Below are 22328 nucleotides of genomic sequence, written 5' to 3'. Positions count from 1 at the left end.
AAGCCTCATTGTTTCAGCTTCGCCTGCCGCTTACGACGAGCTTCCGGAGCCCAGTCAAGGGCGCCCACTCGAAATAGGTAGACAAGACCTGCCAACAGAATTGCTATGAAAACGAGAGCTTCGACGAATCCGGTCCAGCCGCTTTCGCGGACGGACACAGACCATGCAAAGAGAAAGAGGGCTTCGATATCGAAGATCACGAACAGCATCGCGACCAGATAGAATTTGGCTGAGAGCCGCAAGCGGGCGCCACCGGTGGGCAGCATGCCGGACTCGAACGGTTCGTTCTTGCTGCGACCCCAGGCTTTTGACCCGAGGAGGCTGGATACGCCGAGCATGAAGGCGCACAGGCCGACGACACCCAGAAGGAAAATGGCAAAGCCCCAGTTGTGGGCCATGAGTCCGGTCGCTTCGGGCATGCTGGTAATCCTTAACAGAGAGCAAAGGTCTCTGAGCTTGATAAAGAAATAAGGCAGTGACGATATGTCGCAGCAATCAATCGCGCTGATTTTATGGCTAAACACCCTGCAAGTAAAATTCCTATAGCGAAATTATTTATTGGAATAAGGACATAGCGCGCCTCGAATGCCCCGCAGCCCGCGGGTTTCGGGCATTAGCCGGGATTGCGTCAATGATGTTTTGTGAGGGATGTAACGAACATAGTTGCTGCTAAATGATAATTAATATCGTTTGGAGTGGGTTTGTTACTTTTTAGCGGTGCGGCAGTTGGGAAGTTGTCTTATATCTGCGTTACTGCAAGTAGCGGCGGCGCCCGTTTTAGCCGGTTTTTCTGCTGCCGGCACTGCGCTGGATCAAGGTTTGCGCGAAGACTTTGCGGGAGGGGTTGGCCTCGGCATGCGCCATCGCCAGCAGGCTGGCTCCCGCGGCGATCTCGGTTGACCCCGGAACCGATGGCGTTCGTTGAATAACGGGCAAAAAAACGCCCCGAACGAGTCGGGGCGTCAGTGGTGCGGCTGGGCGGTTAGCTTTCTGTACGATCCGCCAGGGCCGTTCGCTCAGGCGAAGTCGATCAGTGGAACTGCTCTTCTTCGGTCGAACCGGTCAGCGCGGTCACGGACGAGGTGCCGCCCTGGATCACGGTGGTCATGTCGTCGAAGTAGCCGGTGCCCACTTCCTGCTGGTGAGCCACGAAGGTGTAACCCTTGGCGGCGTCGGCGAATTCCTGCTCCTGCAGCTTCACGTAGGCGGTCATGTCGTTGCGGGCGTAGTCGTGCGCCAGGTTGAACATGCTGTGCCACATGTTGTGGATGCCGGCCAGGGTGATGAACTGGTGCTTGTAGCCCATCGCGGACAGTTCGCGCTGGAACTTGGCGATGGTCGCGTCGTCCAGGTTTTTCTTCCAGTTGAAGGAAGGCGAGCAGTTGTACGACAGCAGCTGGTCCGGGTATTCCTTCTTGATCGCTTCGGCGAAGCGACGGGCCTCTTCCAGGTCCGGTTTAGCGGTTTCGCACCAGATCAGGTCGGCGTACGGCGCGTAGGCCAGGCCGCGGGCGATGGCTTGGTCCAGGCCGGCGCGAACCTTGTAGAAGCCTTCCTGGGTGCGCTCGCCGGTCACGAACGGCTGGTCGTACGGGTCGCAGTCCGAAGTCAGCAGGTCGGCGGCGTTGGCGTCGGTGCGGGCCAGGATGATGGTCGGGGTGCCGGCGACGTCAGCGGCCAGACGGGCAGCGACGAGCTTCTGCACGGCTTCCTGGGTCGGAACCAGTACCTTGCCGCCCATGTGGCCGCATTTCTTCACGGAAGCCAGTTGGTCTTCGAAGTGAACGCCGGCGGCGCCTGCCTCGATCATGCTCTTCATCAGCTCGTAGGCGTTCAGAACGCCGCCGAAACCGGCTTCGGCGTCAGCCACGATCGGTGCGAAGTAGTCGATGTAGCCGTCGTCGCCCGGGTTCTTGCCGGCTTTCCACTGGATCTGGTCGGCGCGGCGGAAGGCGTTGTTGATGCGCTTGACCACGGTCGGCACCGAGTCCACCGGGTACAGCGACTGGTCAGGGTACATCGATTCGGCGGAGTTGTTGTCCGCAGCCACTTGCCAGCCGGACAGGTAGATCGCCTGGATGCCGGCCTTGACTTGTTGCACAGCCTGGCCGCCGGTCAGGGCGCCCATGCAGTTGACGAAATCTTTCTCAGGACGGAAGGCCGGCTTGGCACCCTGGGTCACCAGGTTCCACAGCTTCTCGGCGCCCATTTTCGCGAAGGTGTGCTCAGGTTGGACCGAGCCACGCAGGCGGACGACGTCAGCGGCGGAGTAAGTGCGAGTCACGCCTTTCCAGCGCGGGTTTTCAGCCCAGTCTTTTTCAAGGGCTGCAATTTGCTGTTCGCGTGTCAGTGCCATGGAGATAAACCTCGTCGCGTCTTTATGAAAAGTTGTTCTGCGGTGGAAAATTCCTGCGCTCGCTGACCAGAGATCCGGGTGGTCAAGTCGGGTTCGGCGGGATGGCGACGGGATGAACGACGGGCTCGAGGGGAAAGTGAGCAGGTAAAGGCGAACTGGCGGGCGCAGTCGGGGCGTCGTGGGCCTTTTCTGCGGGCTGCAGCGTGATGCCGGGTTACCTAAAAACGCTTCCGTCCCTCGGGACAACTTCGTTCCAGTCGCAACCTCGTCAAACACACCTTGTGGGCGGTACAGACACGAAACGGTTCGCGGGGTAGGTGCGAACATCGCTTCGAAGGCCCTTGCCAGGGCCTCTGATTAGCGGGAGCGAGGCCATCATGCCTTCGCTTTTTTGGCCCGTCAAACGTTTTGTAGTGCTTTTTTTCAAGCACTACATCTTTCGTCTAATACGACTGTGCGGTCAGTTTTCGGGGCTTCAGTCCAGGCTGTCGACTTTCACCCGCAAGGTCATGTCATTCCGGCCCTGAGTCGAGTAGCTGCGGGTCAGGCCCTGTTTGTCGGCCTGGGTCTGGCGATTCACGCCCGCCAGGGTGATCCACTCCCCGAGGCGTCCGGTGACGGTTGTGTCGGTGCTTTGCACGTTCACTACATCGGGACGTTCCTGGCTCATACGGTCACGGTTGGTACTGATGGCCAGATGAACGATGTCGCCGGTGACGCTGGCGGTGACGTAGAAACCCTGAGTGACGTTACGGTATTGGGTCTGGCTGCTGTAGCCGCCCCAGGAGTCGCTCTGGCTGCTGGTGATCGGCACGCTCTGGCCGACCTGGATCAGCGCCGGCATGCCTTCGCTGGCCTGCACCTGCTGGACGCCGCCGTCGCGGCTGGCGGTGCTGCGGCTGATGATGCGGGTCTGGTTCGGTTGGGCGCCGTTGACCGAGTAGCCTTCGTCGCCGCGGCCGTTGTTCTCGTTGGTGTCGACGGTGATCAGCAGGCGCTTGGGCGCGGTGTCGAGTTGCGTCAGCAGATCCTTGAGTTCCTGGATCTTGCCGGGTTCGGCCTTGACGATCAGTTGGTTGCCGTAGGCGCTGACCTGGCCGTCCTTGCCCATCAAGTCCTGCGCCATGGGCAGCATGTCGGCGCTGGTGCGGTACTTGAGGGGCACGATTTCTGTGGCTGCCATCGCCGACAGGCTGCAGCCGAGCAGCAGGGTGGCGAGCAGGGTGCGTAGGGACATGTCCGTTATCTCCGCTTTCGAAAGGCTTGATATTGCCACTTTGTCGGCCCGGGGTGGGGCAAGTTGAATCCCGGGCGGCAAAACGCCCCGGCATCGGCAGATGGCGGGGCGTTTTGGGTGTTCTTGCCGGCCTTGTCGCCAGCAGGCTGGCTCCCGCAAGGTTTGCTCTGCGAAAGCTGGCCTGGTGGTGATGGGCTCAAGCCGAATGGCGGACCATGTCGACATGGGGAATCCCGGCCTCGAGGAACTCCTCGCTGACCAGGTTGAACCCCAGACGCTCGTAGAACGGCGTCGCCTGCACCTGGGCGCTGAGCATCTGCTGCTTGAGCCCACGCGCTTCGGCTTCGGCGATCACCGCCTGCATCAGCGCATCGCCGACCTTCAGGCCGCGCCAGTCCTTGAGCACCGACACCCGGCCGATGTGCCCGTCGGGCAAAAGGCGGGCGGTGCCGATGGGGAAGTCGCCTTCGAACGCCAGGAAATGCACGGCGGTGGCGTCATCGGCGTCCCATTCCAGCTCCGGCGGCACCGATTGCTCAGCGATGAACACGGTTTCGCGGATGCGCCGGATCTCGGCGTTGTCCTTTTGCCAGTCTGCGACATGCACGCGAATCTTATTCATCGTCGGCGAACCCCAGGCTGCCTTGCTTGACCAGTTCGTACAGCAGGCCGCGGCCGTCCTCGTCGTCCATCCACTCGCCGAGGTTGTCGATGTGCAGCGCGTCGGCGGCGCAGATCATCTTCAGCAGCTCGCGCAGCTTGCCCGGCAGGTAACGGCTCTGGCCGCTGGCGAACAGCAGCAGGTCGTCGTCGACTTCGGACCAGGCCAGGCGGGCGCTCGGGTTGCGGATCAGCACCGCGCCGTCTTCCAGGGCGCCGAGGAAGTCGTCTTCCGCGACTTCTTCAAGGCCCACCACCAGTTCCGGGTAGCGCGGCTCGGTCATGTACTGGCCGAACCAGGTCAGCAGCAGGCGTTCATCGCCCATGTGCTCGGCCAGCAGGGACTTGAGGCGGTCGAGCGCGTCGTGCTGGATCTGGTGCGGATCGCTGACCGGCTTGGCGTCGGCGTCGGTGTAGCGCTCTTCGTCCGGCAGGAACTGGCTCAGGAAGTCGGTGAAGTGGGTCAGCACTTCGGCGGCGCTCGGCGCGCGGAAGCCGACCGAGTAGGTCATGCAGTCGTCCACGGCGACGCCGCAGTGGGCCAGGCGCGGCGGCAGGTAGAGCATGTCGCCCGGTTCCAGCACCCACTCGTCGGTCTGTTCGAATTCGGCGAGGATGCGCAGATCCGCATGCTGCAGCAGCGGGCTCTCGGAGTCGCACATCTGGCCGATCTTCCAGTTGCGCTTGCCGTGGCCCTGCAGCAGGAACACGTCGTAGTTGTCGAAGTGCGGGCCGACGCTGCCGCCGGGGGCCGCGAAGCTGATCATCACGTCGTCGACGCGCCAGCTCGGCAGGAAGCGGAAGTTCTCCAGCAGTTCGCTGACTTCCGGCACGAACTGGTCGACCGCCTGCACCAGCAAGGTCCACTCGCGCTCAGGCAGCTTGGTGAACTCGTCCTCGGCGAACGGGCCGCGACGCAGCTCCCACGGACGCTCGCCGTGTTCGATGACCAGGCGCGATTCGACTTCTTCTTCGAGGGCCAGGCCGGCCAGCTCGTCAGGGTCGATCGGGCTTTCGAAGTCAGGCATCGCCTGACGGATCAGCAGCGGTTTTTTCTGCCAGTAGTCGCGCATGAACTCGCGCGCCGTGAGGCCGCCCAGAAGTTGAAGAGGAGTATCTGGATTCATATGTAACCTATTGAAAAAAAGCACTTTTCAGACGGGAATAAAAACGCCCGGCGCGGCCGGGCGTCTCAAACGGTTCAAACGGTCGATCAGATGCGCTTGGCTTGCGCCACGGCGTTGCCGATGTAGCTGGCCGGCGTCAGGCGCTTGAGCTCGGCCTTTGCTTCGGCCGGCATGTCGAGACCGTCGATGAAGGTCTGCAGCGCTTCAGGGCTGATGCCCTTGCCGCGGGTCAGTTCCTTCAGTTTTTCGTACGGGTTCTCGATGTTGTAGCGGCGCATCACGGTCTGGACCGGTTCGGCCAGCACTTCCCAGCAGGCGTCCAGGTCTTCGGCGATCTTCTGCGCGTTCAGTTCCAGCTTGCTGATGCCTTTGAGGCTCGCTTCGTACGCGATCACGCTGTGGGCGAAGCCCACGCCGAGGTTGCGCAGCACGGTGGAGTCGGTCAGGTCACGCTGCCAGCGGGAGATCGGCAGTTTGCTCGCCAGGTGCTGGAACAGCGCGTTGGCGATGCCCAGGTTGCCTTCGGAGTTTTCGAAGTCGATCGGGTTGACCTTGTGCGGCATGGTCGACGAACCGATTTCGCCGGCGATGGTGCGCTGCTTGAAGTAACCCAGGGAGATGTAGCCCCAGATGTCACGGTCGAAGTCGATCAGGATGGTGTTGAAGCGCGCAATGGCGTCGAACAGCTCGGCGATGTAGTCGTGCGGCTCGATCTGCGTGGTGTACGGGTTGAAGGCCAGGCCCAGCTCGTCTTCGATGAAGGCACGGGCGTTGGCTTCCCAGTCGATCTGCGGGTAGGCCGACAGGTGGGCGTTGTAGTTGCCCACGGCGCCGTTGATCTTGCCCAGCAGCGGAACGGCGGCCACCTGAGCGATCTGGCGCTCCAGGCGGTAGACCACGTTCGCCAGCTCTTTGCCCAGGGTGGTCGGCGAGGCCGGCTGGCCGTGGGTGCGCGACAGCATCGGCACGTCGGCGAAGCGCTGGGCCAGTTCGCGGATGGCGTTGGCGGTCTGGCGCATCAGCGGCAGCATCACGTCGTCACGGCCTTCGCGCAGCATCAGGGCGTGGGACAGGTTGTTGATGTCTTCGCTGGTGCAGGCGAAGTGGATGAATTCGCTGACCTTGGCCAGCTCCGGCAGCTTGGCCGCCTGCTCCTTGAGCAGGTATTCGATCGCCTTGACGTCGTGGTTGGTGGTGCGTTCGATCTCTTTGACGCGCTCGGCGTGCTCCAGCGAGAAGTTTTCGGCCAGTTCGTTCAGAACGGCGTTGGCCTCGGCGGAGAAGGCCGGCACTTCCGGGATGCCGGCGTGGGCGGCCAGGCGCTGGAGCCAGCGCACTTCGACCAGGACGCGGGCACGGATCAGGCCGTACTCGCTGAAAATAGGGCGCAGGGCCTGGGTTTTGCCGGCGTAGCGGCCGTCTACAGGGGAAACCGCAGTGAGCGAAGAGAGCTGCATGGGGTGTTCTCGGACAGTCGGGCAACGAAATGGGGCGCGTATCATACATGAAAAAGTCCGCCGATCCGTCACCAACTGACCGGCGTATTACGCGTTACAGACTACAAAGCAATTGTCGCGGGTCGGTTCACTCGCTGCGCATCAGCGTGTACAGCTCTTTGAGCAGCTTGCGGCGGCTGATCACCAGTTGCCAGCGGTGGCCGCCGAGCTGGCGCCAAAGGCGCGCCGAGCGGATGCCGGCCAGCAGCAGGGCGCGGATCTTCGAGGCGTTGCTCGGCTGCTGCAGGTTGCGCATGTCGCCGTGCACCTGGATCCGCTGGCGCAGGGTGCTCAGGGTGTCCTGGTACAGCGCGCCGCACGCGGCGATCACGTTTTCGTGGGCCGGGCCGAAATGCTCGACCTGGGACTGGATCTGCGGCAGACGCTTGCCGATGGTGTCGAGCATGTCGTCGCGCTTGGCCAGTTGCCGCTCCAGGCCCAGCATCGACAGGGCGTAGCGCAACGGCTCGCGCTGCAGGGTGCTCGGGTCGCGTTCGAGGGCGCCGACCAGCGCGCGGTAGCCGTCGCGCAGGTTGATGTCGTCGCCGCCGTAGACGTCCAGCGTGTCCTTGGGGTCGCGCACCAGCAGGCTGCCGAGCATGCAGGTCAGGCCGGCCTCGTTGGTCTGGCCGGTCTTGGCGATCCGGTCGACCAGCACGGCGGCGAGAAACACGCCGCCCAACGCCGTCAGTTGTTCCTGGATCGGGCTCATGCCTGGCCGCTCCACGGCTCGGCGACTTCGATCACGCCGCCGCCGAGGCAGACCTCGCCGTCGTAGAACACCACCGACTGGCCCGGCGTGACGGCGCGCTGCGGCTCGTCGAACACGGCGCGGTAGCCGGTGGCGGTCTGCTCGAGGGTGCAGGCCTGGTCGTTCTGGCGGTAGCGCACCTTGGCGGTCAGGCGGCGCGGCTGGCTCAGGTCGATAGGGTTGACCCAGTAGATCTCGGAAGCGAGCAGGGCGCCGGAGAACAGCCACGGATGGTTGTTGCCCTGGCCGACGATCAGTTCGTTGTGCTCCAGGTCCTTGCGCAGCACGTACCACGGCTCGTCGCCGGCGTCCTTCAGGCCGCCGATGCCCAGGCCCTGGCGCTGGCCGATGGTGTGGTACATCAGACCGTGGTGACGGCCGATGACCTCGCCTTCGGTGGTCTTGATCTCGCCGGGCTGCGCCGGCAGGTACTGCTTGAGGAAGTCGCTGAAGCGGCGCTCGCCGATGAAGCAAATTCCGGTGGAGTCCTTCTTCTTGGCGGTGGCCAGTTCGTACTTCTCTGCGATGGCGCGAACTTCGGGCTTTTCCAGTTCGCCGACCGGGAACAGGGTCTTGGCGATCTGTTCGCCGCCGACGGCGTGCAGGAAGTAGCTTTGGTCCTTGTTCGGATCCAGGCCCTTGAGCAGTTCGGTGCGGCCGTCGATGTCGCGGCGGCGCACGTAGTGACCGGTGGCGATCAGGTCGGCGCCCAGGCTCATGGCGTAGTCCAGGAACGCCTTGAACTTGATTTCGCGGTTGCACAGGATGTCCGGGTTCGGCGTGCGGCCGGCCTTGTATTCGGCCAGGAAGTGCTCGAACACGTTGTCCCAGTACTCGGCGGCGAAGTTGGCGGTGTGCAGCTTGATGCCGATCTTGTCGCACACGGCCTGGGCGTCCGCCAGGTCGTCCATGGCGGTGCAGTACTCGGTTCCGTCGTCTTCTTCCCAGTTCTTCATGAACAGGCCTTCCACCTCAAAGCCCTGCTCGATCAGCAGGAGAGCGGAAACGGAAGAGTCCACGCCGCCGGACATGCCGACAATGACGCGCTTCTTGGATGTGTCAGAAGGGGCTGGATCACGCATAGGGATTCAATGAGTGTCTTGAAAAAGGACGCGATTCTAACAGGCTCACGGCCTCAAGGCTAAAGGGAAGGGCGGATCAGTTCGAGGCCGAAGCGATTGCCGGCCAGGTAATCGTCGATGCAGCGGATGATCAGTTCGCTGCGCCAGTGATCGCGCTGCTCCAATAATTCGTCGCGGGTCAGCCACTTGGCGCCGACGATGCCGTCGTCCAGTTGATAATCCGGGTGGTGCTTGACGGCCTTGGCGCTGAAGCACACGCGCTGGTAGGTCACGCCGTTGCTGGGGGCGGTGTACAGATAAATGCCGATGACGCCGGTGGGCTCGACGTCCCAGCCGGTTTCCTCAAGGGTTTCGCGCACGGCGGCCTCGATCAGGGTCTCGTCCGGATCCAGATGGCCGGCGGGCTGGTTGAGCACGTTGCGGCCGGCCTTGTGCTCTTCGACCATCAGGAAGCGGCCGTTGTCCTCGACGATGGTGGCGACGGTGATGTGGGGTTGCCAGTCCATGAACCTTCCTCAATTCCCAAAACTTGAAACACTATCCCTGTGGGAGCTGGCTTGCCAGCGATAGCGGTGGGCCAGTCACCATGATTGTTGGCTGATCGGCCGTCATCGCTGGCAAGCCAGCTCCCACAAGGGTTTGTGTCGTCTTCAGAAACGCAAACCCCGGCACTTGGCCGGGGTTTGTGATGTTGCCTTTACTGCCTTACACCAGCGCCGCGATGGCCGCGTTGAGCGTGGCGCTCGGGCGCATGGCCTTGCTGATCAGCTCGGCGTCGGCGTGGTAGTAGCCGCCGATGTCCACTGGCTTGCCCTGAACGGCGTTGAGTTCGGCGACGATGGTCGCTTCGTTCTCGGTCAGGGTCTTGGCCAGCGGCGCGAACTGCGCTTGCAGCGCGGCGTCTTCGGTCTGGGCGGCCAGGGCCTGGGCCCAGTACAGCGCCAGGTAGAAGTGGCTGCCGCGGTTGTCGATGTTGCCGACCTTGCGCGATGGCGACTTGTTGTTGTCCAGGAACTGGCCGGTGGCCTGGTCCAGGGTCTTGGCCAGCACCAGCGCTTTCGGGTTGCCGTAGTTCACGCCCAGGTGTTCCAGGGACGCGGCCAGGGCCAGGAATTCACCCAGCGAGTCCCAGCGCAGGAAGTTCTCTTCGACCAGTTGCTGCACGTGCTTCGGAGCCGAACCGCCGGCGCCGGTCTCGAACAGGCCACCGCCGTTCATCAGCGGCACGATCGACAGCATCTTGGCGCTGGTGCCCAGTTCCATGATCGGGAACAGGTCGGTCAGGTAGTCACGCAGTACGTTGCCGGTCACCGAAATGGTGTCCTTGCCTTCGCGGGTGCGCTGCAGGGTGGCCTTCATCGCCTCGACCGGGGCCATGATCTGGATGTCCAGGCCGGCGGTGTCGTGGTCTTTCAGGTAGGCCTGGACCTTCTCGATCACCACGCCGTCGTGGGCGCGCATCGGGTCCAGCCAGAAAATGGCCGGGGTGCTGCTTGCGCGGGCACGGTTGACGGCCAGCTTGACCCAATCCTGGATCGGCGCGTCCTTGGTCTGGCACATGCGGAAGATGTCGCCGGCTTCGACAGCCTGTTCCATCAGCAGGGTGCCCTTGCTGTCGGTCACGCGGACGACGCCGTCGGCCTTGATCTGGAAGGTCTTGTCGTGGGAGCCGTACTCTTCGGCCTTCTTGGCCATCAGGCCGACGTTCGGCACGCTGCCCATGGTGGTCGGATCGAAGGCGCCGTTGGCTTTGCAGTCTTCGATCACGGCCTGGTAGATGGTCGCGTAGCAGCGGTCCGGGATCACGGCCTTGGTGTCGTGCAGTTGGCCGTCGGTGCCCCACATCTTGCCGGAGTCACGGATCATGGCCGGCATCGAGGCGTCGACGATCACGTCGCTCGGCACGTGCAGGTTGGTGATGCCCTTGTCGGAGTTGACCATCGCCAACGCTGGACGAACGGCGTAGACCGCCTGGATGTCGGCTTCGATGGCGGCTTGCTGCTCGGCCGGCAGGGTCTTGATGCGGGCGTACAGGTCGCCGATGCCGTTGTTCAGGTTGAAGCCGATCTGCGCCAGCACGTCGGCGTGCTTGGCCAGGGCATCTTTGTAGAACTCGGCAACGATCTGGCCGAACATGATCGGGTCGGAGACCTTCATCATGGTGGCTTTCAGGTGAACCGACAGCAGTACGCCTTGGGCCTTGGCGCTTTCGATTTCGGCGGCGATGAAGGCGCGCAGAGCGTTTTTGCTCATCACGGCGCAATCGAGGATCTCGCCGGCCTGAACGCTGGTTTTTTCTTTCAGGACGGTGGCGGTGCCGTCCTTGGCGATCAGTTCGATCTTCACCGCGTCGGCGGCTTCGATCAGGGCAGCCTTCTCGCTGCCGTAGAAGTCACCGGCGCTCATGTGGGCGACGTGGGACTTGGAGTCCTTGGCCCAGGCGCCCATCTTGTGCGGGTGCTTGCGCGCGTAGTTCTTGACCGACAGCGGAGCGCGGCGGTCGGAGTTGCCTTCACGCAGAACCGGGTTCACGGCGCTGCCCTTGACCTTGTCGTAACGGGCCTTGGCGTCTTTTTCGGCGTCGGTGGCCGGGGTTTCCGAGTAGTCCGGCAGGTTGTAGCCCTGGGCCTGCAGCTCTTTGATGGCGGCCTGCAGTTGCGGTACCGAAGCGCTGATGTTCGGCAGCTTGATGATGTTGGCTTCAGGCGTGACCGCCAGTTCGCCCAGTTCGGCAAGGTGGTCGGCTACGGCTTTGTCGCCCAGTTGCTCGGGGAAGCTGGCCAGGATGCGTGCTGCAAGAGAGATATCGCGGGTTTCCACGGCGATATCGGCCGAAGCGGTGTAGGCCTCGATGATCGGCAGCAGGGAGTAGGTGGCGAGGGCTGGAGCTTCGTCGGTGAAGGTATAGATGATCTTCGAGCGGGTGGGCATATTCGGATTAACTCTCTCTTCTTTGCTAAAGCGTGCGCAGAAACTCGAGGGGCGCCGGGTAAGCGCGTTCGTTCAAAGTCATCCATGAACCGAGTGTCGAGGTTTCTTCGCGGTGATGTTGGGTGCATCAGTAGAGCGTCATGCGGTCAGGCTGCGGTATCAGCCCGGCCAAATCAGGCGGAAAGTCTCGTCGTAGAGAGGCCAGCCGTCGTGACCCTGTGGTCAGCGGGCGGCATTATACATAGGTAGCTGGCAATCTGCCGATGGTTCATATGCAACGATTCTCGTCCATTGGTCTAAAGGTCGCAGGGCAGCGGCGGGCGGCAAGTTGCCGGCAATGCTTGAGATTGGCGCTTTTCCCTTTGCTTTCAGGCTTGTAGGAAGCGGGATGGGCCCGTGCCCGGAACAGAGGGTTTGCGTGTTGATTCAAGTGGGTTACGCTCGGACGAAGCCAGATGTTCAATCCAATGAGTGGAGTTCAGCATGGGTTACAAGAAGATTCAGGTTCCGGCCGTCGGCGACAAAATCACCGTCAATGCAGACCATTCTCTCAATGTCCCTGATAACCCGATCATTCCCTTCATCGAAGGCGACGGCATTGGCGTCGACGTCAGTCCGGTGATGATCAAAGTGGTGGATGCTGCCGTGGCCAAGGCCTACGGAGGCAAGCGCAAGATTTCCTGGATGGAGGTCTACGCCGGCGAAAAAGCGACCCAGGTCTATGACCAGGACACCTGGCTGCCTCAGGAAACCCTGGACGCCGTGAAGGATTACGTCGTCTCCATCAAGGGCCCGCTGACCACCCCGGTCGGCGGCGGTATCCGCTCCCTCAACGTCGCCCTGCGCCAGCAGCTCGACCTGTATGTCTGCCTGCGGCCGGTGGTGTGGTTCGACGGCGTGCCGAGCCCGGTGAAAAAGCCAGGCGACGTCGACATGGTCATCTTCCGCGAGAACTCCGAGGACATCTACGCCGGCATCGAGTGGAAGGCCGGTTCCCCGGAGGCCACCAAGGTCATCAAGTTCCTGAAAGAGGAAATGGGCGTCACCAAGATCCGCTTCGACCAGGATTGCGGCATCGGCATCAAGCCCGTCTCCAAGGAAGGCACCAAGCGCCTGGTGCGCAAGGCCCTGCAGTACGTGGTGGACAACGACCGCAAGTCGCTGACCATCGTGCACAAGGGCAACATCATGAAATTCACCGAAGGTGCCTTCAAGGACTGGGGCTATGAGGTGGCGAAGGAAGAGTTCGGCGCCGAGCTGCTGGACGGCGGCCCGTGGATGAAGTTCAAGAACCCTAAGACCGGCCGCGAAGTCATCGTCAAGGACGCCATCGCCGACGCCATGCTCCAGCAGATCCTGCTGCGTCCGGCCGAGTACGACGTGATCGCCACGCTGAACCTCAACGGTGACTACCTCTCCGATGCCCTGGCGGCGGAAGTGGGCGGCATCGGCATTGCGCCGGGCGCCAACCTGTCCGACACCGTGGCCATGTTCGAGGCCACCCACGGCACGGCGCCCAAGTACGCCGGCAAGGATCAGGTCAACCCGGGCTCGGTGATCCTCTCGGCCGAGATGATGCTGCGCCACCTGGGCTGGACCGAGGCAGCCGACCTGATCATCAAGGGCACCAACGGCGCGATCAAGGCCAAGACCGTGACCTACGACTTCGAACGCCTGATGGAAGGCGCGAAGCTGGTGTCGTCTTCGGGCTTCGGCGAGGCGCTGATCTCGCACATGTAAGCGAATCCGCCGCAATGCAAACCGCCCGGTTCGATGATTCGAACCGGGCGGTTTCGTTTAGGGCGGCAGGTGCGCTCGGATCAGTGGGCGACCGTCTGCGCCTGGCCGGCGGCCGCTGTGCGTTCTTTGGTGGCGTCGGTAGTCGTGATCTTGACGGCATGCAGGCCTTTTGGCCCTTGTACGATCTCGAAGTTGACGAGCTGCCCGGCCTTGAGGGTCTTGTAGCCATCCATCTCGATGGCGGAGTAGTGGGCAAAAAAGTCGATTTCCTTGCCGTCCTCGTCCCGGCCTTCGCGGGCGTCGGTGTTGATGAAGCCGAATCCCTTGGCATTGTTGAACCATTTCACCTTGCCGACAGCCATGCTCAAATCCCTCTGCAACAGACTCCAACGCTGGAGTATCATCCGATTCATCCGCAGTCGAATTCGTTTGCGAACAGGACTCCGCGGATCTTTTTTACCCACCGTGGGTTCTATTGGTTGTAACACCGTTTTCCCGATAGTCAAGGTGACCGGGCAATCGGAGTTGAAAACGCGTGCAGCCGCCCCCACCACTGTATTTGCACAACTGACGAACCTTTCTTTCCATGCATGCAATCAGCCAGATTCGACTAACATTCAATCAGGATCGCCCTGATTTACACGACGACGATTCAGCGGGCATTGCTGTTCAGGAAGCAAAGCCTGCATTGCAGGCGCCGCCGATGTACAAGGTGGTTTTGTTCAATGATGACTACACACCGATGGATTTCGTCGTCGAAGTGCTCGAGGTGTTTTTTAACCTGAATCGCGAGCTGGCGACCAAGGTCATGCTGGCCGTCCATACAGAAGGGCGGGCAGTATGTGGAGTGTTTACCCGCGACATCGCCGAGACAAAGGCCATGCAGGTCAACCAGTACGCCAGGGAAAGCCAGCATCCGCTACTCTGTGAAATCGAGAAGGACGGTTAATCGCCGACCACTTGGGTATGAGGTGAAGCTATGTTAAACCGCGAGCTCGAAGTCACCCTCAATCTTGCCTTCAAGGAGGCCCGTTCGAAGCGTCATGAGTTCATGACCGTCGAACACCTGCTGCTGGCCTTATTGGATAACGAGGCTGCCGCCACCGTTTTGCGTGCCTGCGGCGCAAACCTCGACAAACTCAAGCACGACCTGCAGGAGTTCATCGACTCCACCACGCCGCTGATCCCCGTCCATGACGAGGACCGCGAAACCCAGCCGACCCTGGGCTTCCAGCGTGTGCTGCAACGTGCTGTCTTTCATGTTCAGAGCTCGGGCAAACGCGAAGTGACCGGCGCCAACGTGCTGGTCGCGATCTTCAGTGAGCAAGAGAGTCAGGCGGTTTTCCTGCTGAAGCAGCAGAGCGTCGCACGCATCGATGTCGTCAACTATATCGCCCATGGCATTTCCAAGGTGCCTGGGCATGGCGAACATTCTGAGGGTGAGCAAGATATGCAGGACGACGAGGGCGGTGAGTCTTCTTCTTCAGGCAATCCTTTGGACGCGTATGCCAGCAACCTCAACGAACTGGCGCGTCAGGGCCGGATCGACCCGCTGGTCGGCCGCGAGACGGAAGTCGAGCGCGTCGCGCAGATCCTCGCGCGCCGGCGCAAGAACAACCCGCTGCTGGTGGGCGAGGCGGGCGTGGGCAAGACCGCGATCGCCGAAGGCCTGGCCAAGCGCATCGTCGACGGCCTGGTGCCGGATCTCTTGATCAACAGCGTCGTCTATTCCCTCGACCTCGGTGCCTTGCTGGCCGGCACCAAGTACCGCGGCGATTTCGAGAAGCGCTTCAAGGCGCTGCTCAACGAGCTGAAGAAACGTCCGCAGGCGATCCTGTTCATCGACGAGATCCACACCATCATCGGTGCCGGCGCGGCGTCCGGCGGCGTCATGGACGCCTCCAACCTGCTCAAGCCGCTGCTGTCGTCCGGTGACATCCGTTGCATCGGCTCGACCACGTTCCAGGAATTTCGCGGCATCTTCGAGAAGGACCGGGCCCTGGCGCGGCGTTTCCAGAAGGTCGATGTCGTCGAACCGTCGGTGGAGGATACCATCGGCATCCTGCGGGGCCTGAAAGGGCGCTTCGAGCTGCACCACAACATCGAGTACAGCGACGAGTCCCTGCGCGCCGCCGCCGAACTGGCCTCGCGCTACATCAATGACCGGCATATGCCGGACAAGGCTATCGACGTCATCGACGAGGCGGGCGCCTACCAGCGCCTGCAGCCGGCGGACAAGCGCGTGAAGCGCATCGACGTGGCCCAGGTCGAGGACATCGTGGCGAAGATCGCGCGGATTCCGCCGAAACACGTCACCAGCTCCGACAAGGAACTGCTGCGCAACCTCGAACGCGACCTGAAACTGACGGTGTTCGGCCAGGACGCGGCGATCGACTCCCTGTCGACTGCGATCAAGCTGTCCCGTGCCGGGCTGAAGTCGCCTGACAAACCGGTGGGTTCGTTCCTGTTCGCAGGTCCCACCGGCGTCGGCAAGACCGAAGCCGCTCGGCAGTTGGCCAAGGCGCTGGGCATCGAGCTGGTTCGCTTCGACATGTCCGAGTACATGGAACGCCACACCGTTTCGCGTCTGATCGGTGCGCCTCCGGGTTATGTCGGCTTCGACCAGGGCGGCCTGCTGACCGAGGCGATCACCAAGCAACCGCATTGCGTGCTGCTGCTCGACGAAATCGAGAAGGCGCATCCGGAAGTCTTCAACCTGCTGCTGCAGGTGATGGACCACGGGACGCTGACCGACAACAACGGGCGCAAGGCGGATTTCCGCAATGTGATCATCATCATGACCACCAACGCCGGTGCCGAGACCGCGGCGCGCGCTTCGATCGGTTTCACCCATCAGGACCACTCATCCGATGCGATGGAAGTGATCAAGAAGAGCTTCACGCCGGAGTTCCGCAACCGCCTGGACACCATCATCCAGTTCGGTCGCCTCAGCCACGAAGTCATCAAGAGCGTGGTGGACAAGTTCCTCACCGAGCTCCAGGCGCAGCTGGAAGACAAGCGGGTGCTGCTGGAAGTCACCGACGCGGCCCGCAGCTGGCTCGCGGCCGGCGGCTACGACTCGGCGATGGGTGCCCGTCCGATGGCGCGCCTGATCCAGGACAAGATCAAGCGTCCGCTGGCGGAGGAAATCCTGTTTGGCGAACTGGCCGAGCATGGCGGTGTGGTGCACATCGACATCAAGGATGGCGAGCTGACCTTCGAGTTCGAAACCACGGCGGAAATGGCCTGAGGCCAAAACCGCGACACAGCAAAAAGGCGCCTTATGGCGCCTTTTTGCTGTCCGGGTATTCTTGGTCGTCCCTGTGCCGGTCGACATCATGGCCGACCGCGCGGACGCTATCGTGAGCAGGTTCGCTCCCACATTGGACCTGCGTGGTGCATTAACCTGTGGGAGCCAGCCTGCTGGCGATGGCGTCAGTCCGGGCGCCGCAGGTCAAATCCCGCGCAAACAAAAACGCCCGGCAGGGCCGGGCGTCTTGTATTGACTTGCTTAGCGAGCGCGGTAAGTGATGCGCCCTTTGCTCAAGTCATAGGGCGTCAGCTCGACGCGCACTTTGTCACCGGTAAGAATACGAATGTAGTTCTTGCGCATCTTGCCGGAGATATGCGCGGTAACGACGTGCCCATTTTCCAATTCCACGCGAAACATGGTGTTTGGCAGGGTGTCGACGACAGTGCCTTCCATTTCGAAGCTGTCTTCTTTCGACATGCAGTAAAGCCCTCGGTGTCCAGTGAATGGCCCGGTGCAACTGCGCCAGGCAAAAGCGGCGTGCATTGTGCCCGAAAAGTGGTGTTTACGCCAAGGGGTTTAAGGGTTTGCGTTCAGTTGAGGATGACCCAGCGCTGATTGATCAACAGTTCGATGGGGCGGTACTGGGTCTTGTAGTTCATCTTTTTGCAGTTTTTGATCCAGTAGCCCAGATAGACCGCGTCCAGCCCGAGGCGCCGGGTTTCGGCGATCTGCCAAAGGATGGCGTAGCGCCCCAGGCTGCGGCGTTCTTCCTCCGGCTCATAGAAGGTGTAGACCGCCGACAGCCCGTTGGGCAGCAGGTCGGTGACGGCCACGGCCAGCAACCGTCCGTCGAGCCGGAACTCGTAGAAGCGCGAGAAGGGCAGGTCGCGCACCAGGAACGTGGCGAACTGGTCACGGCTGGGCGGGTACATGTCGCCGTCGGCGTGCCGTTGCTCGATGTAGCGCTGGTACAGGTCGAAATACTCTTCGCTGAAGCCCGGCTTCACCGGTCGCACCTGCAGGTCGGCATTGCGCTTGAAAATGCGCTTCTGCTGGCGGTTGGGGCTGAACTGCAGCGCCGGGATGCGCGCCGGCACGCAGGCATTGCAGTTCTGGCAGTGCGGACGGTACAGATGGTCGCCGCTGCGACGAAAACCCATTTCCGACAGGTCTGCGTAGACATGCACATCCATGGGCTGACTGGGGTCGAGAAACAGGGTCGTGGCCTGCTCCTGCGGCAGGTAGCTGCAGGAATGAGGCTGAGTGGCATAGAACTTCAAACGCGCCAACTCGGTCATGATCAACCCTCGGGGTAAGCTTGTGAATTAAGTGTAAGCCAGGTGCGCAAAAGTCGCTCAGCAAACCCAGGTGGCCTGGTTCGGCCGATCCAGGTGCCGCGCCAGGTAGTCGGCGAAGGTGCGGCGCGAGATCGCCCGGGCGCCGAGGCTGTGCAGATGGTCGGTGGGCATCTGGCAGTCGATCAGGACGAACCCCGCGTCCTTCAGGTGCTGCACCAGCGTGGCAAAACCGTACTTGGAGGCATTGTCGGCGCGGCTGAACATCGATTCGCCGAAAAACAGTTGGCCCATGGCCAGGCCGTACAGGCCGCCGACCAGTTCGCCCCCGTCCCAGACTTCCACCGAATGGGCAAAGCCGCGCCGGTGCAGTTCGAGGTAAGCGTCCTGCATCGCTTGAGTGATCCAGGTGCCGTCGGCATAGTCCCTCGGCGCGGCGCAGGCGCTGATCACCGCCGCGAAATCCTGGTCGAACGTCACCCGGTAGCGCTGTTTGCGCATCAGCTTGGCCAGGCTGCGGGAGACGTGCAGTTCGTCGGGAAACAGCACCGTGCGCGGATCAGGCGACCACCAGAGGATCGGCTGGCCTTCGGAGAACCACGGAAAGCAGCCGTGGCGGTAGGCCTGGATGAGCCGGTCGGCGGACAGGTCGCCGCCGGCCGCCAGCAATCCGTTGGGATCGCGCATGGCCTTTTCCAGGGGCGGAAATGTCAGGGTGTTGCGTTGTAACCAGGTCAGCATGGCATTCGGGCTTGCGGAAGAGGGGAGGGCGGTGGCTGCGCTAGAGTGTGCCGCTAAATGACGGGAATGTCCTCCCGATCCTGCGCGGCTGCAACTTGGCCGGGCGGGCGCGGTCGTAATCGGGCGTCGCGCAGACGGGTGGCGCGGCAGGCGTCGGGCATTGTGCGGCGATCGGCGCCGGGCGCTTCGTGACGTTCATCAAATACACCTCATAAGCCTTTGTCACAAAAGGTAATGCATGCTCAAATTGAGCCGCAGGATCCGTGCGCTTGGCTATGCTTGTTGCACGGGCGCGGGCATGGCAACACGCGTGCAAACCCGTACAATGCCGGGCTGTTGCAGAATATTCTCCGTGTGCCGAGTTTATTAAGGCACCGATGCAGTGTTAAAACGGGTTTCGGTTGTGCCCGTCAATATTTTGCCTGCCTGGGATCGGGCAGTTCTTTATCGTCAATTCAATAGATGGACGCGCCTCAGGCGCAGGAAAAGAAGCGTTTTGAAGAAATCCACGGAAGCACCAAAAGCAGTCGTTCCGCTCTGGCGTCAGCAGTTGCACTACCGGCTCAAGGAAGGTGCGCTGATCGCCATCGGTGCCTTGTGCCTGTTCCTGATGATGGCCTTGCTGACCTACGGCAAGGACGATCCGGGTTGGAGCCACAACAGCAAGATCGACGACGTGCAGAACTTCGGCGGTCCGGCCGGCTCCTACAGCGCCGACATCCTGTTCATGGTGCTGGGTTACTTCGCGTACATCTTCCCGCTGCTGCTGGCGATCAAGGCCTACCAGATCTTCCGTCAGCGCCACGAGCCCTGGCAGTGGAGCGGCTGGCTGTTCTCCTGGCGCCTGATCGGCCTGGTGTTCCTGGTGCTGTCGGGCGCCGCGCTGGCCCACATCCATTTTCATGCCGCGGCCTCCAGCCTGCCGGCCGGCGCCGGCGGGGCGCTGGGCGAAAGCCTCGGCGACCTGGCCAGGAACGCTCTGAACATCCAGGGCAGCACCTTGCTGTTCATCGCCTTGTTCCTGTTCGGCCTGACGGTATTCACCGACCTGTCGTGGTTCAAGGTGATGGACGTCACCGGCAAGATCACCCTCGACCTGTTCGAACTGTTCCAGGGCGCGCTCAACCGCTGGTGGGCGGCGCGCACCGAGCGCCGGCAACTGGTTGCCCAGCTGCGCGAAGTCGATGACCGTGTGGACGAGGTCGTCGCCCCGGCGGTGCCGGACAAGCGCGAGCAGGCCAAGGTCAAGGAACGCCTGATCGAACGCGAACAGGCCCTGAGCAAGCACATGTCCGAGCGGGAGAAACAGGTGCCGCCGGTCATCATGCCGGCCCCGGTCAAGGCGCCGGAGCCGAGCAAGCGCGTGCAGAAGGAAAAGCAGGTGCCGCTGTTCGTCGACAGCGCCGTGGAAGGCACCTTGCCGCCGATCTCGATCCTCGATGTGGCGGAAAAGAAACAGCTCAACCATTCCCCCGAGTCCCTGGCGGCGATCGGTCACCTGCTGGAGATCAAGCTCAAGGAATTCGGCGTCGAGGTCACGGTGGACTCGATCCATCCGGGCCCGGTCATCACCCGCTACGAAATCCAGCCGGCCGCCGGCGTGAAGGTCAGCCGCATCGCCAACCTGGCCAAAGACCTGGCGCGTTCCCTGGCCGTGACCAGCGTGCGGGTGGTCGAGGTGATTCCGGGCAAGACCACCGTCGGCATCGAGATCCCCAACGAAGACCGGCAGATCGTGCGGTTCTCCGAGGTGCTGTCGACGCCTGAGTACGACAACTTCAAGTCGCCGGTCACCCTGGCCCTCGGCCACGACATCGGCGGCAAGCCGGTCATCACCGACCTCGCCAAGATGCCGCACCTGCTGGTGGCCGGTACGACCGGTTCCGGTAAGTCGGTGGGCGTGAACGCGATGATCCTGTCGATCCTGTTCAAGTCGGGCCCCGAAGACGCCAAGCTGATCATGATCGACCCGAAGATGCTCGAACTGTCGATCTACGAAGGCATTCCGCACCTGCTGTGCCCGGTGGTCACCGACATGAAGGACGCGGCCAACGCCCTGCGCTGGAGCGTCGCCGAGATGGAGCGGCGCTACAAGCTGATGGCGAAGATGGGCGTGCGCAACCTGGCCGGCTTCAACGCCAAGGTCAAGGAAGCCCAGGACGCCGGCGAGCCGTTGAGCGATCCTTTGTACAAGCGCGAAAGCATCCACGACGAGGCGCCGCTGCTGCAGAAGCTGCCGACCATCGTCGTGGTCGTGGACGAGTTCGCCGACATGATGATGATCGTCGGCAAGAAGGTGGAAGAGCTGATCGCCCGCATCGCCCAGAAGGCGCGGGCCGCCGGCATCCACTTGATCCTCGCGACCCAGCGGCCGTCGGTGGACGTGATCACCGGCCTGATCAAGGCCAACATCCCGACGCGGATGGCGTTCCAGGTGTCGAGCAAGATCGACTCGCGCACCATCATCGACCAGGGCGGCGCCGAACAGTTGCTCGGCCACGGTGACATGCTTTACATGCCGCCGGGCACCAGCCTGCCGATCCGGGTGCACGGCGCGTTCGTCTCCGACGACGAAGTGCACCGGGTGGTGGAGGCGTGGAAACTGCGCGGCGCGCCGGAATACAACGACGACATCCTCAACGGTGTCGAAGAGGCGGGCAGCGGTTTCGAAGGCAGCAGCGGCGGTGGCGAAGGCGACGATCCGGAAGCCGACGCGCTGTACGACGAAGCCGTGCAGTTCGTGCTCGAAAGCCGCCGGGCTTCCATCTCTGCGGTGCAGCGCAAGCTGAAGATCGGCTACAACCGCGCCGCCCGGATGATCGAAGCCATGGAAATGGCCGGGGTCGTCACGGCGATGAACACCAACGGTTCGCGTGAGGTGCTGGCCCCGGGGCCGGTGCGCGACTGAGTCAAACCCCCGGATTCAACAGCCGGGACGGCGCAATGAGGCGCCGTCCGCTCTCCCACGAGTATTCAAGAGGACTCCCATGCGTCTGATCCGCATGCTGCTGCCGGTACTGGCCCTGACCACGCTTTCGGCCCACGCCGACGAAAAGGACGTGGCGCGCCTGACCCAACTGCTGGAAACATCCAAGACCCTCACCGCACGCTTTTCCCAGCTGACCCTCGACGGCAGCGGCACCCAATTGCAGGAAACCGCCGGCGAGATGTCGCTGCAGCGCCCGGGCCTGTTCTACTGGCACACCGACGCGCCGGCCGAGCAGACCATGGTCTCCGACGGCAAGAAGGTCACCCTGTGGGACCCGGACCTTGAGCAGGCAACGATCAAGAAGCTGGACGAGCGCCTGACCCAGACCCCGGCCCTGTTGCTGTCGGGCGATGTGTCGAAGATCAGCCAGAGCTTCGACATCACCGCCAAGGAAGCCGGCGGCGTGATCGACTTCACCCTCAAGCCGAAGACCAAGGACACCCTGTTCGACAGCCTGCGCCTGTCGTTCCGCAACGGCCTGGTCAATGACATGCAACTGATCGACAGCGTCGGCCAGCGCACCAACATCCTGTTCACCGGGGTGAAGGCCAACGAAGCGATTCCGGCGTCCAAGTTCAAGTTCGACATCCCCAAGGGTGCCGACGTGATCCAGGAATAACCCCTGAACCCTGTGGGCGAGAGCCCGCAGGATCAACGCCTAGAGGTTTCA

The 22328-nt window shown here is 62.3% G+C and carries 19 protein-coding genes; 5 read left to right on the top strand and 14 right to left on the bottom strand.

The genetic code is table 11. The features are described from left to right. Positions 1–5: 5 nt before the first annotated feature. The 10 genes from CAG41_RS09810 to CAG41_RS09765 form a co-directional block, all read right to left on the bottom strand. On the bottom strand, positions 6–419 hold the full coding sequence (locus CAG41_RS09810) for an NADH-quinone oxidoreductase subunit A (protein WP_003223812.1): 414 nt from the start codon (positions 417–419) through the stop codon (positions 6–8). 611 nt (positions 420–1030) lie between these two features. Continuing rightward, entirely contained in the window at positions 1031–2356 is a 1326-nt protein-coding gene (gene aceA / locus CAG41_RS09805) for an isocitrate lyase (RefSeq protein WP_085579805.1), read from the bottom strand. 475 nt (positions 2357–2831) lie between these two features. Beyond that, on the bottom strand, positions 2832–3593 hold the full coding sequence (locus CAG41_RS09800) for a secretin N-terminal domain-containing protein (protein WP_085706938.1): 762 nt from the start codon (positions 3591–3593) through the stop codon (positions 2832–2834). Between the two features lie 196 nt (positions 3594–3789). Continuing rightward, entirely contained in the window at positions 3790–4215 is a 426-nt protein-coding gene (locus tag CAG41_RS09795) for a GNAT family N-acetyltransferase (RefSeq protein ID WP_085579809.1), read from the bottom strand. Beyond that, positions 4208–5380, bottom strand: a complete 1173-nt coding sequence (locus tag CAG41_RS09790; RefSeq protein WP_085579811.1) for a cupin domain-containing protein — start codon at positions 5378–5380, stop codon at positions 4208–4210. Before CAG41_RS09790 ends, CAG41_RS09795 begins: the two co-directional genes overlap by 8 nt. 86 nt (positions 5381–5466) lie before the next feature. After that, on the bottom strand, positions 5467–6837 hold the full coding sequence (gene purB, locus CAG41_RS09785) for an adenylosuccinate lyase (RefSeq protein WP_085706937.1): 1371 nt from the start codon (positions 6835–6837) through the stop codon (positions 5467–5469). Between the two features lie 127 nt (positions 6838–6964). Next, complete coding sequence (gene hflD / locus CAG41_RS09780) at positions 6965–7588, bottom strand: high frequency lysogenization protein HflD (protein WP_085579815.1); 624 nt, start codon at positions 7586–7588, stop codon at positions 6965–6967. Next, positions 7585–8709, bottom strand: a complete 1125-nt coding sequence (gene mnmA / locus CAG41_RS09775; RefSeq protein ID WP_085630538.1) for a tRNA 2-thiouridine(34) synthase MnmA — start codon at positions 8707–8709, stop codon at positions 7585–7587. Before mnmA ends, hflD begins: the two co-directional genes overlap by 4 nt. Positions 8710–8768: 59 nt before the next feature. Then, positions 8769–9215, bottom strand: coding sequence for an NUDIX hydrolase (locus tag CAG41_RS09770; RefSeq protein ID WP_085630536.1), 447 nt, complete (start codon positions 9213–9215; stop codon positions 8769–8771). Positions 9216–9414: 199 nt separating this feature from the next. After that, complete coding sequence (locus CAG41_RS09765; protein WP_085579822.1) at positions 9415–11640, bottom strand: NADP-dependent isocitrate dehydrogenase; 2226 nt, start codon at positions 11638–11640, stop codon at positions 9415–9417. Between the two features lie 483 nt (positions 11641–12123). Here CAG41_RS09765 and icd point away from each other — a divergent pair, with 483 nt between their 5' ends. After that, positions 12124–13380 (top strand): NADP-dependent isocitrate dehydrogenase, encoded by a 1257-nt coding sequence (icd, locus tag CAG41_RS09755; RefSeq protein WP_085579824.1) that lies wholly within the window; start codon positions 12124–12126, stop codon positions 13378–13380. A gap of 80 nt (positions 13381–13460) precedes the next feature. Here the strand turns inward: icd and CAG41_RS09750 are convergent, their stop codons facing one another. Next, complete coding sequence (locus CAG41_RS09750; protein ID WP_085579826.1) at positions 13461–13742, bottom strand: cold shock domain-containing protein; 282 nt, start codon at positions 13740–13742, stop codon at positions 13461–13463. A gap of 224 nt (positions 13743–13966) precedes the next feature. Here CAG41_RS09750 and clpS point away from each other — a divergent pair, with 224 nt between their 5' ends. Together clpS and clpA are read left to right on the top strand one after the other, a co-directional pair. Then, positions 13967–14329 carry an ATP-dependent Clp protease adapter ClpS gene (clpS, locus tag CAG41_RS09745; RefSeq protein ID WP_015094394.1) on the top strand — a complete coding sequence of 121 codons (363 nt, stop codon included), beginning with the start codon at positions 13967–13969 and terminating at the stop codon, positions 14327–14329. Between the two features lie 30 nt (positions 14330–14359). Beyond that, positions 14360–16630 carry an ATP-dependent Clp protease ATP-binding subunit ClpA gene (gene clpA / locus CAG41_RS09740; RefSeq protein WP_085579827.1) on the top strand — a complete coding sequence of 757 codons (2271 nt, stop codon included), beginning with the start codon at positions 14360–14362 and terminating at the stop codon, positions 16628–16630. Between the two features lie 261 nt (positions 16631–16891). On the opposite strand, the gene infA is transcribed toward clpA, so the two are convergent. The 3 genes from infA to aat form a co-directional block, all read right to left on the bottom strand. After that, complete coding sequence (gene infA, locus CAG41_RS09735; RefSeq protein WP_002553999.1) at positions 16892–17110, bottom strand: translation initiation factor IF-1; 219 nt, start codon at positions 17108–17110, stop codon at positions 16892–16894. A 113-nt stretch (positions 17111–17223) separates the two neighbouring features. Then, positions 17224–17931 (bottom strand): arginyltransferase, encoded by a 708-nt coding sequence (locus tag CAG41_RS09730; protein WP_085579829.1) that lies wholly within the window; start codon positions 17929–17931, stop codon positions 17224–17226. A gap of 57 nt (positions 17932–17988) precedes the next feature. Continuing rightward, positions 17989–18669, bottom strand: coding sequence for a leucyl/phenylalanyl-tRNA--protein transferase (aat, locus tag CAG41_RS09725; protein ID WP_085579831.1), 681 nt, complete (start codon positions 18667–18669; stop codon positions 17989–17991). A 496-nt stretch (positions 18670–19165) separates the two neighbouring features. Here aat and CAG41_RS09720 point away from each other — a divergent pair, with 496 nt between their 5' ends. Continuing rightward, complete coding sequence (locus CAG41_RS09720; protein WP_085579833.1) at positions 19166–21577, top strand: DNA translocase FtsK; 2412 nt, start codon at positions 19166–19168, stop codon at positions 21575–21577. Between the two features lie 79 nt (positions 21578–21656). After that, the gene (gene lolA / locus CAG41_RS09715; RefSeq protein ID WP_085630532.1) at positions 21657–22277 is read left to right on the top strand and encodes an outer membrane lipoprotein chaperone LolA; all 621 of its coding nucleotides are present in this window, start codon (positions 21657–21659) and stop codon (positions 22275–22277) included. Positions 22278–22328 lie beyond the last annotated feature (51 nt).

The sequence above is a fragment of the Pseudomonas sp. B35(2017) genome, from assembly GCF_002113645.1.
In the GTDB taxonomy this organism is placed as follows: Bacteria; Pseudomonadota; Gammaproteobacteria; order Pseudomonadales; family Pseudomonadaceae; genus Aquipseudomonas; species Aquipseudomonas ekonensis.
This window is presented reverse-complemented; position numbering and strand designations above follow the sequence as displayed.

Coding starts and splice junctions, on each gene's coding strand:
- CAG41_RS09770 (WP_085630536.1), bottom strand. CDS start 9,215: ATGGACTGGCAACCCCACATCACCGTCGCCACCATCGTCGAGGACAAC.
- icd (WP_085579824.1), top strand. CDS start 12,124: ATGGGTTACAAGAAGATTCAGGTTCCGGCCGTCGGCGACAAAATCACC.
- lolA (WP_085630532.1), top strand. CDS start 21,657: ATGCGTCTGATCCGCATGCTGCTGCCGGTACTGGCCCTGACCACGCTT.
- infA (WP_002553999.1), bottom strand. CDS start 17,110: ATGTCGAAAGAAGACAGCTTCGAAATGGAAGGCACTGTCGTCGACACC.
- clpA (WP_085579827.1), top strand. CDS start 14,360: ATGTTAAACCGCGAGCTCGAAGTCACCCTCAATCTTGCCTTCAAGGAG.
- clpS (WP_015094394.1), top strand. CDS start 13,967: ATGCATGCAATCAGCCAGATTCGACTAACATTCAATCAGGATCGCCCT.
- CAG41_RS09800 (WP_085706938.1), bottom strand. CDS start 3,593: ATGTCCCTACGCACCCTGCTCGCCACCCTGCTGCTCGGCTGCAGCCTG.
- hflD (WP_085579815.1), bottom strand. CDS start 7,588: ATGAGCCCGATCCAGGAACAACTGACGGCGTTGGGCGGCGTGTTTCTC.
- aat (WP_085579831.1), bottom strand. CDS start 18,669: ATGCTGACCTGGTTACAACGCAACACCCTGACATTTCCGCCCCTGGAA.
- purB (WP_085706937.1), bottom strand. CDS start 6,837: ATGCAGCTCTCTTCGCTCACTGCGGTTTCCCCTGTAGACGGCCGCTAC.
- mnmA (WP_085630538.1), bottom strand. CDS start 8,709: ATGCGTGATCCAGCCCCTTCTGACACATCCAAGAAGCGCGTCATTGTC.
- CAG41_RS09750 (WP_085579826.1), bottom strand. CDS start 13,742: ATGGCTGTCGGCAAGGTGAAATGGTTCAACAATGCCAAGGGATTCGGC.
- aceA (WP_085579805.1), bottom strand. CDS start 2,356: ATGGCACTGACACGCGAACAGCAAATTGCAGCCCTTGAAAAAGACTGG.
- CAG41_RS09810 (WP_003223812.1), bottom strand. CDS start 419: ATGCCCGAAGCGACCGGACTCATGGCCCACAACTGGGGCTTTGCCATT.
- CAG41_RS09730 (WP_085579829.1), bottom strand. CDS start 17,931: ATGACCGAGTTGGCGCGTTTGAAGTTCTATGCCACTCAGCCTCATTCC.
- CAG41_RS09790 (WP_085579811.1), bottom strand. CDS start 5,380: ATGAATCCAGATACTCCTCTTCAACTTCTGGGCGGCCTCACGGCGCGC.
- CAG41_RS09765 (WP_085579822.1), bottom strand. CDS start 11,640: ATGCCCACCCGCTCGAAGATCATCTATACCTTCACCGACGAAGCTCCA.
- CAG41_RS09795 (WP_085579809.1), bottom strand. CDS start 4,215: ATGAATAAGATTCGCGTGCATGTCGCAGACTGGCAAAAGGACAACGCC.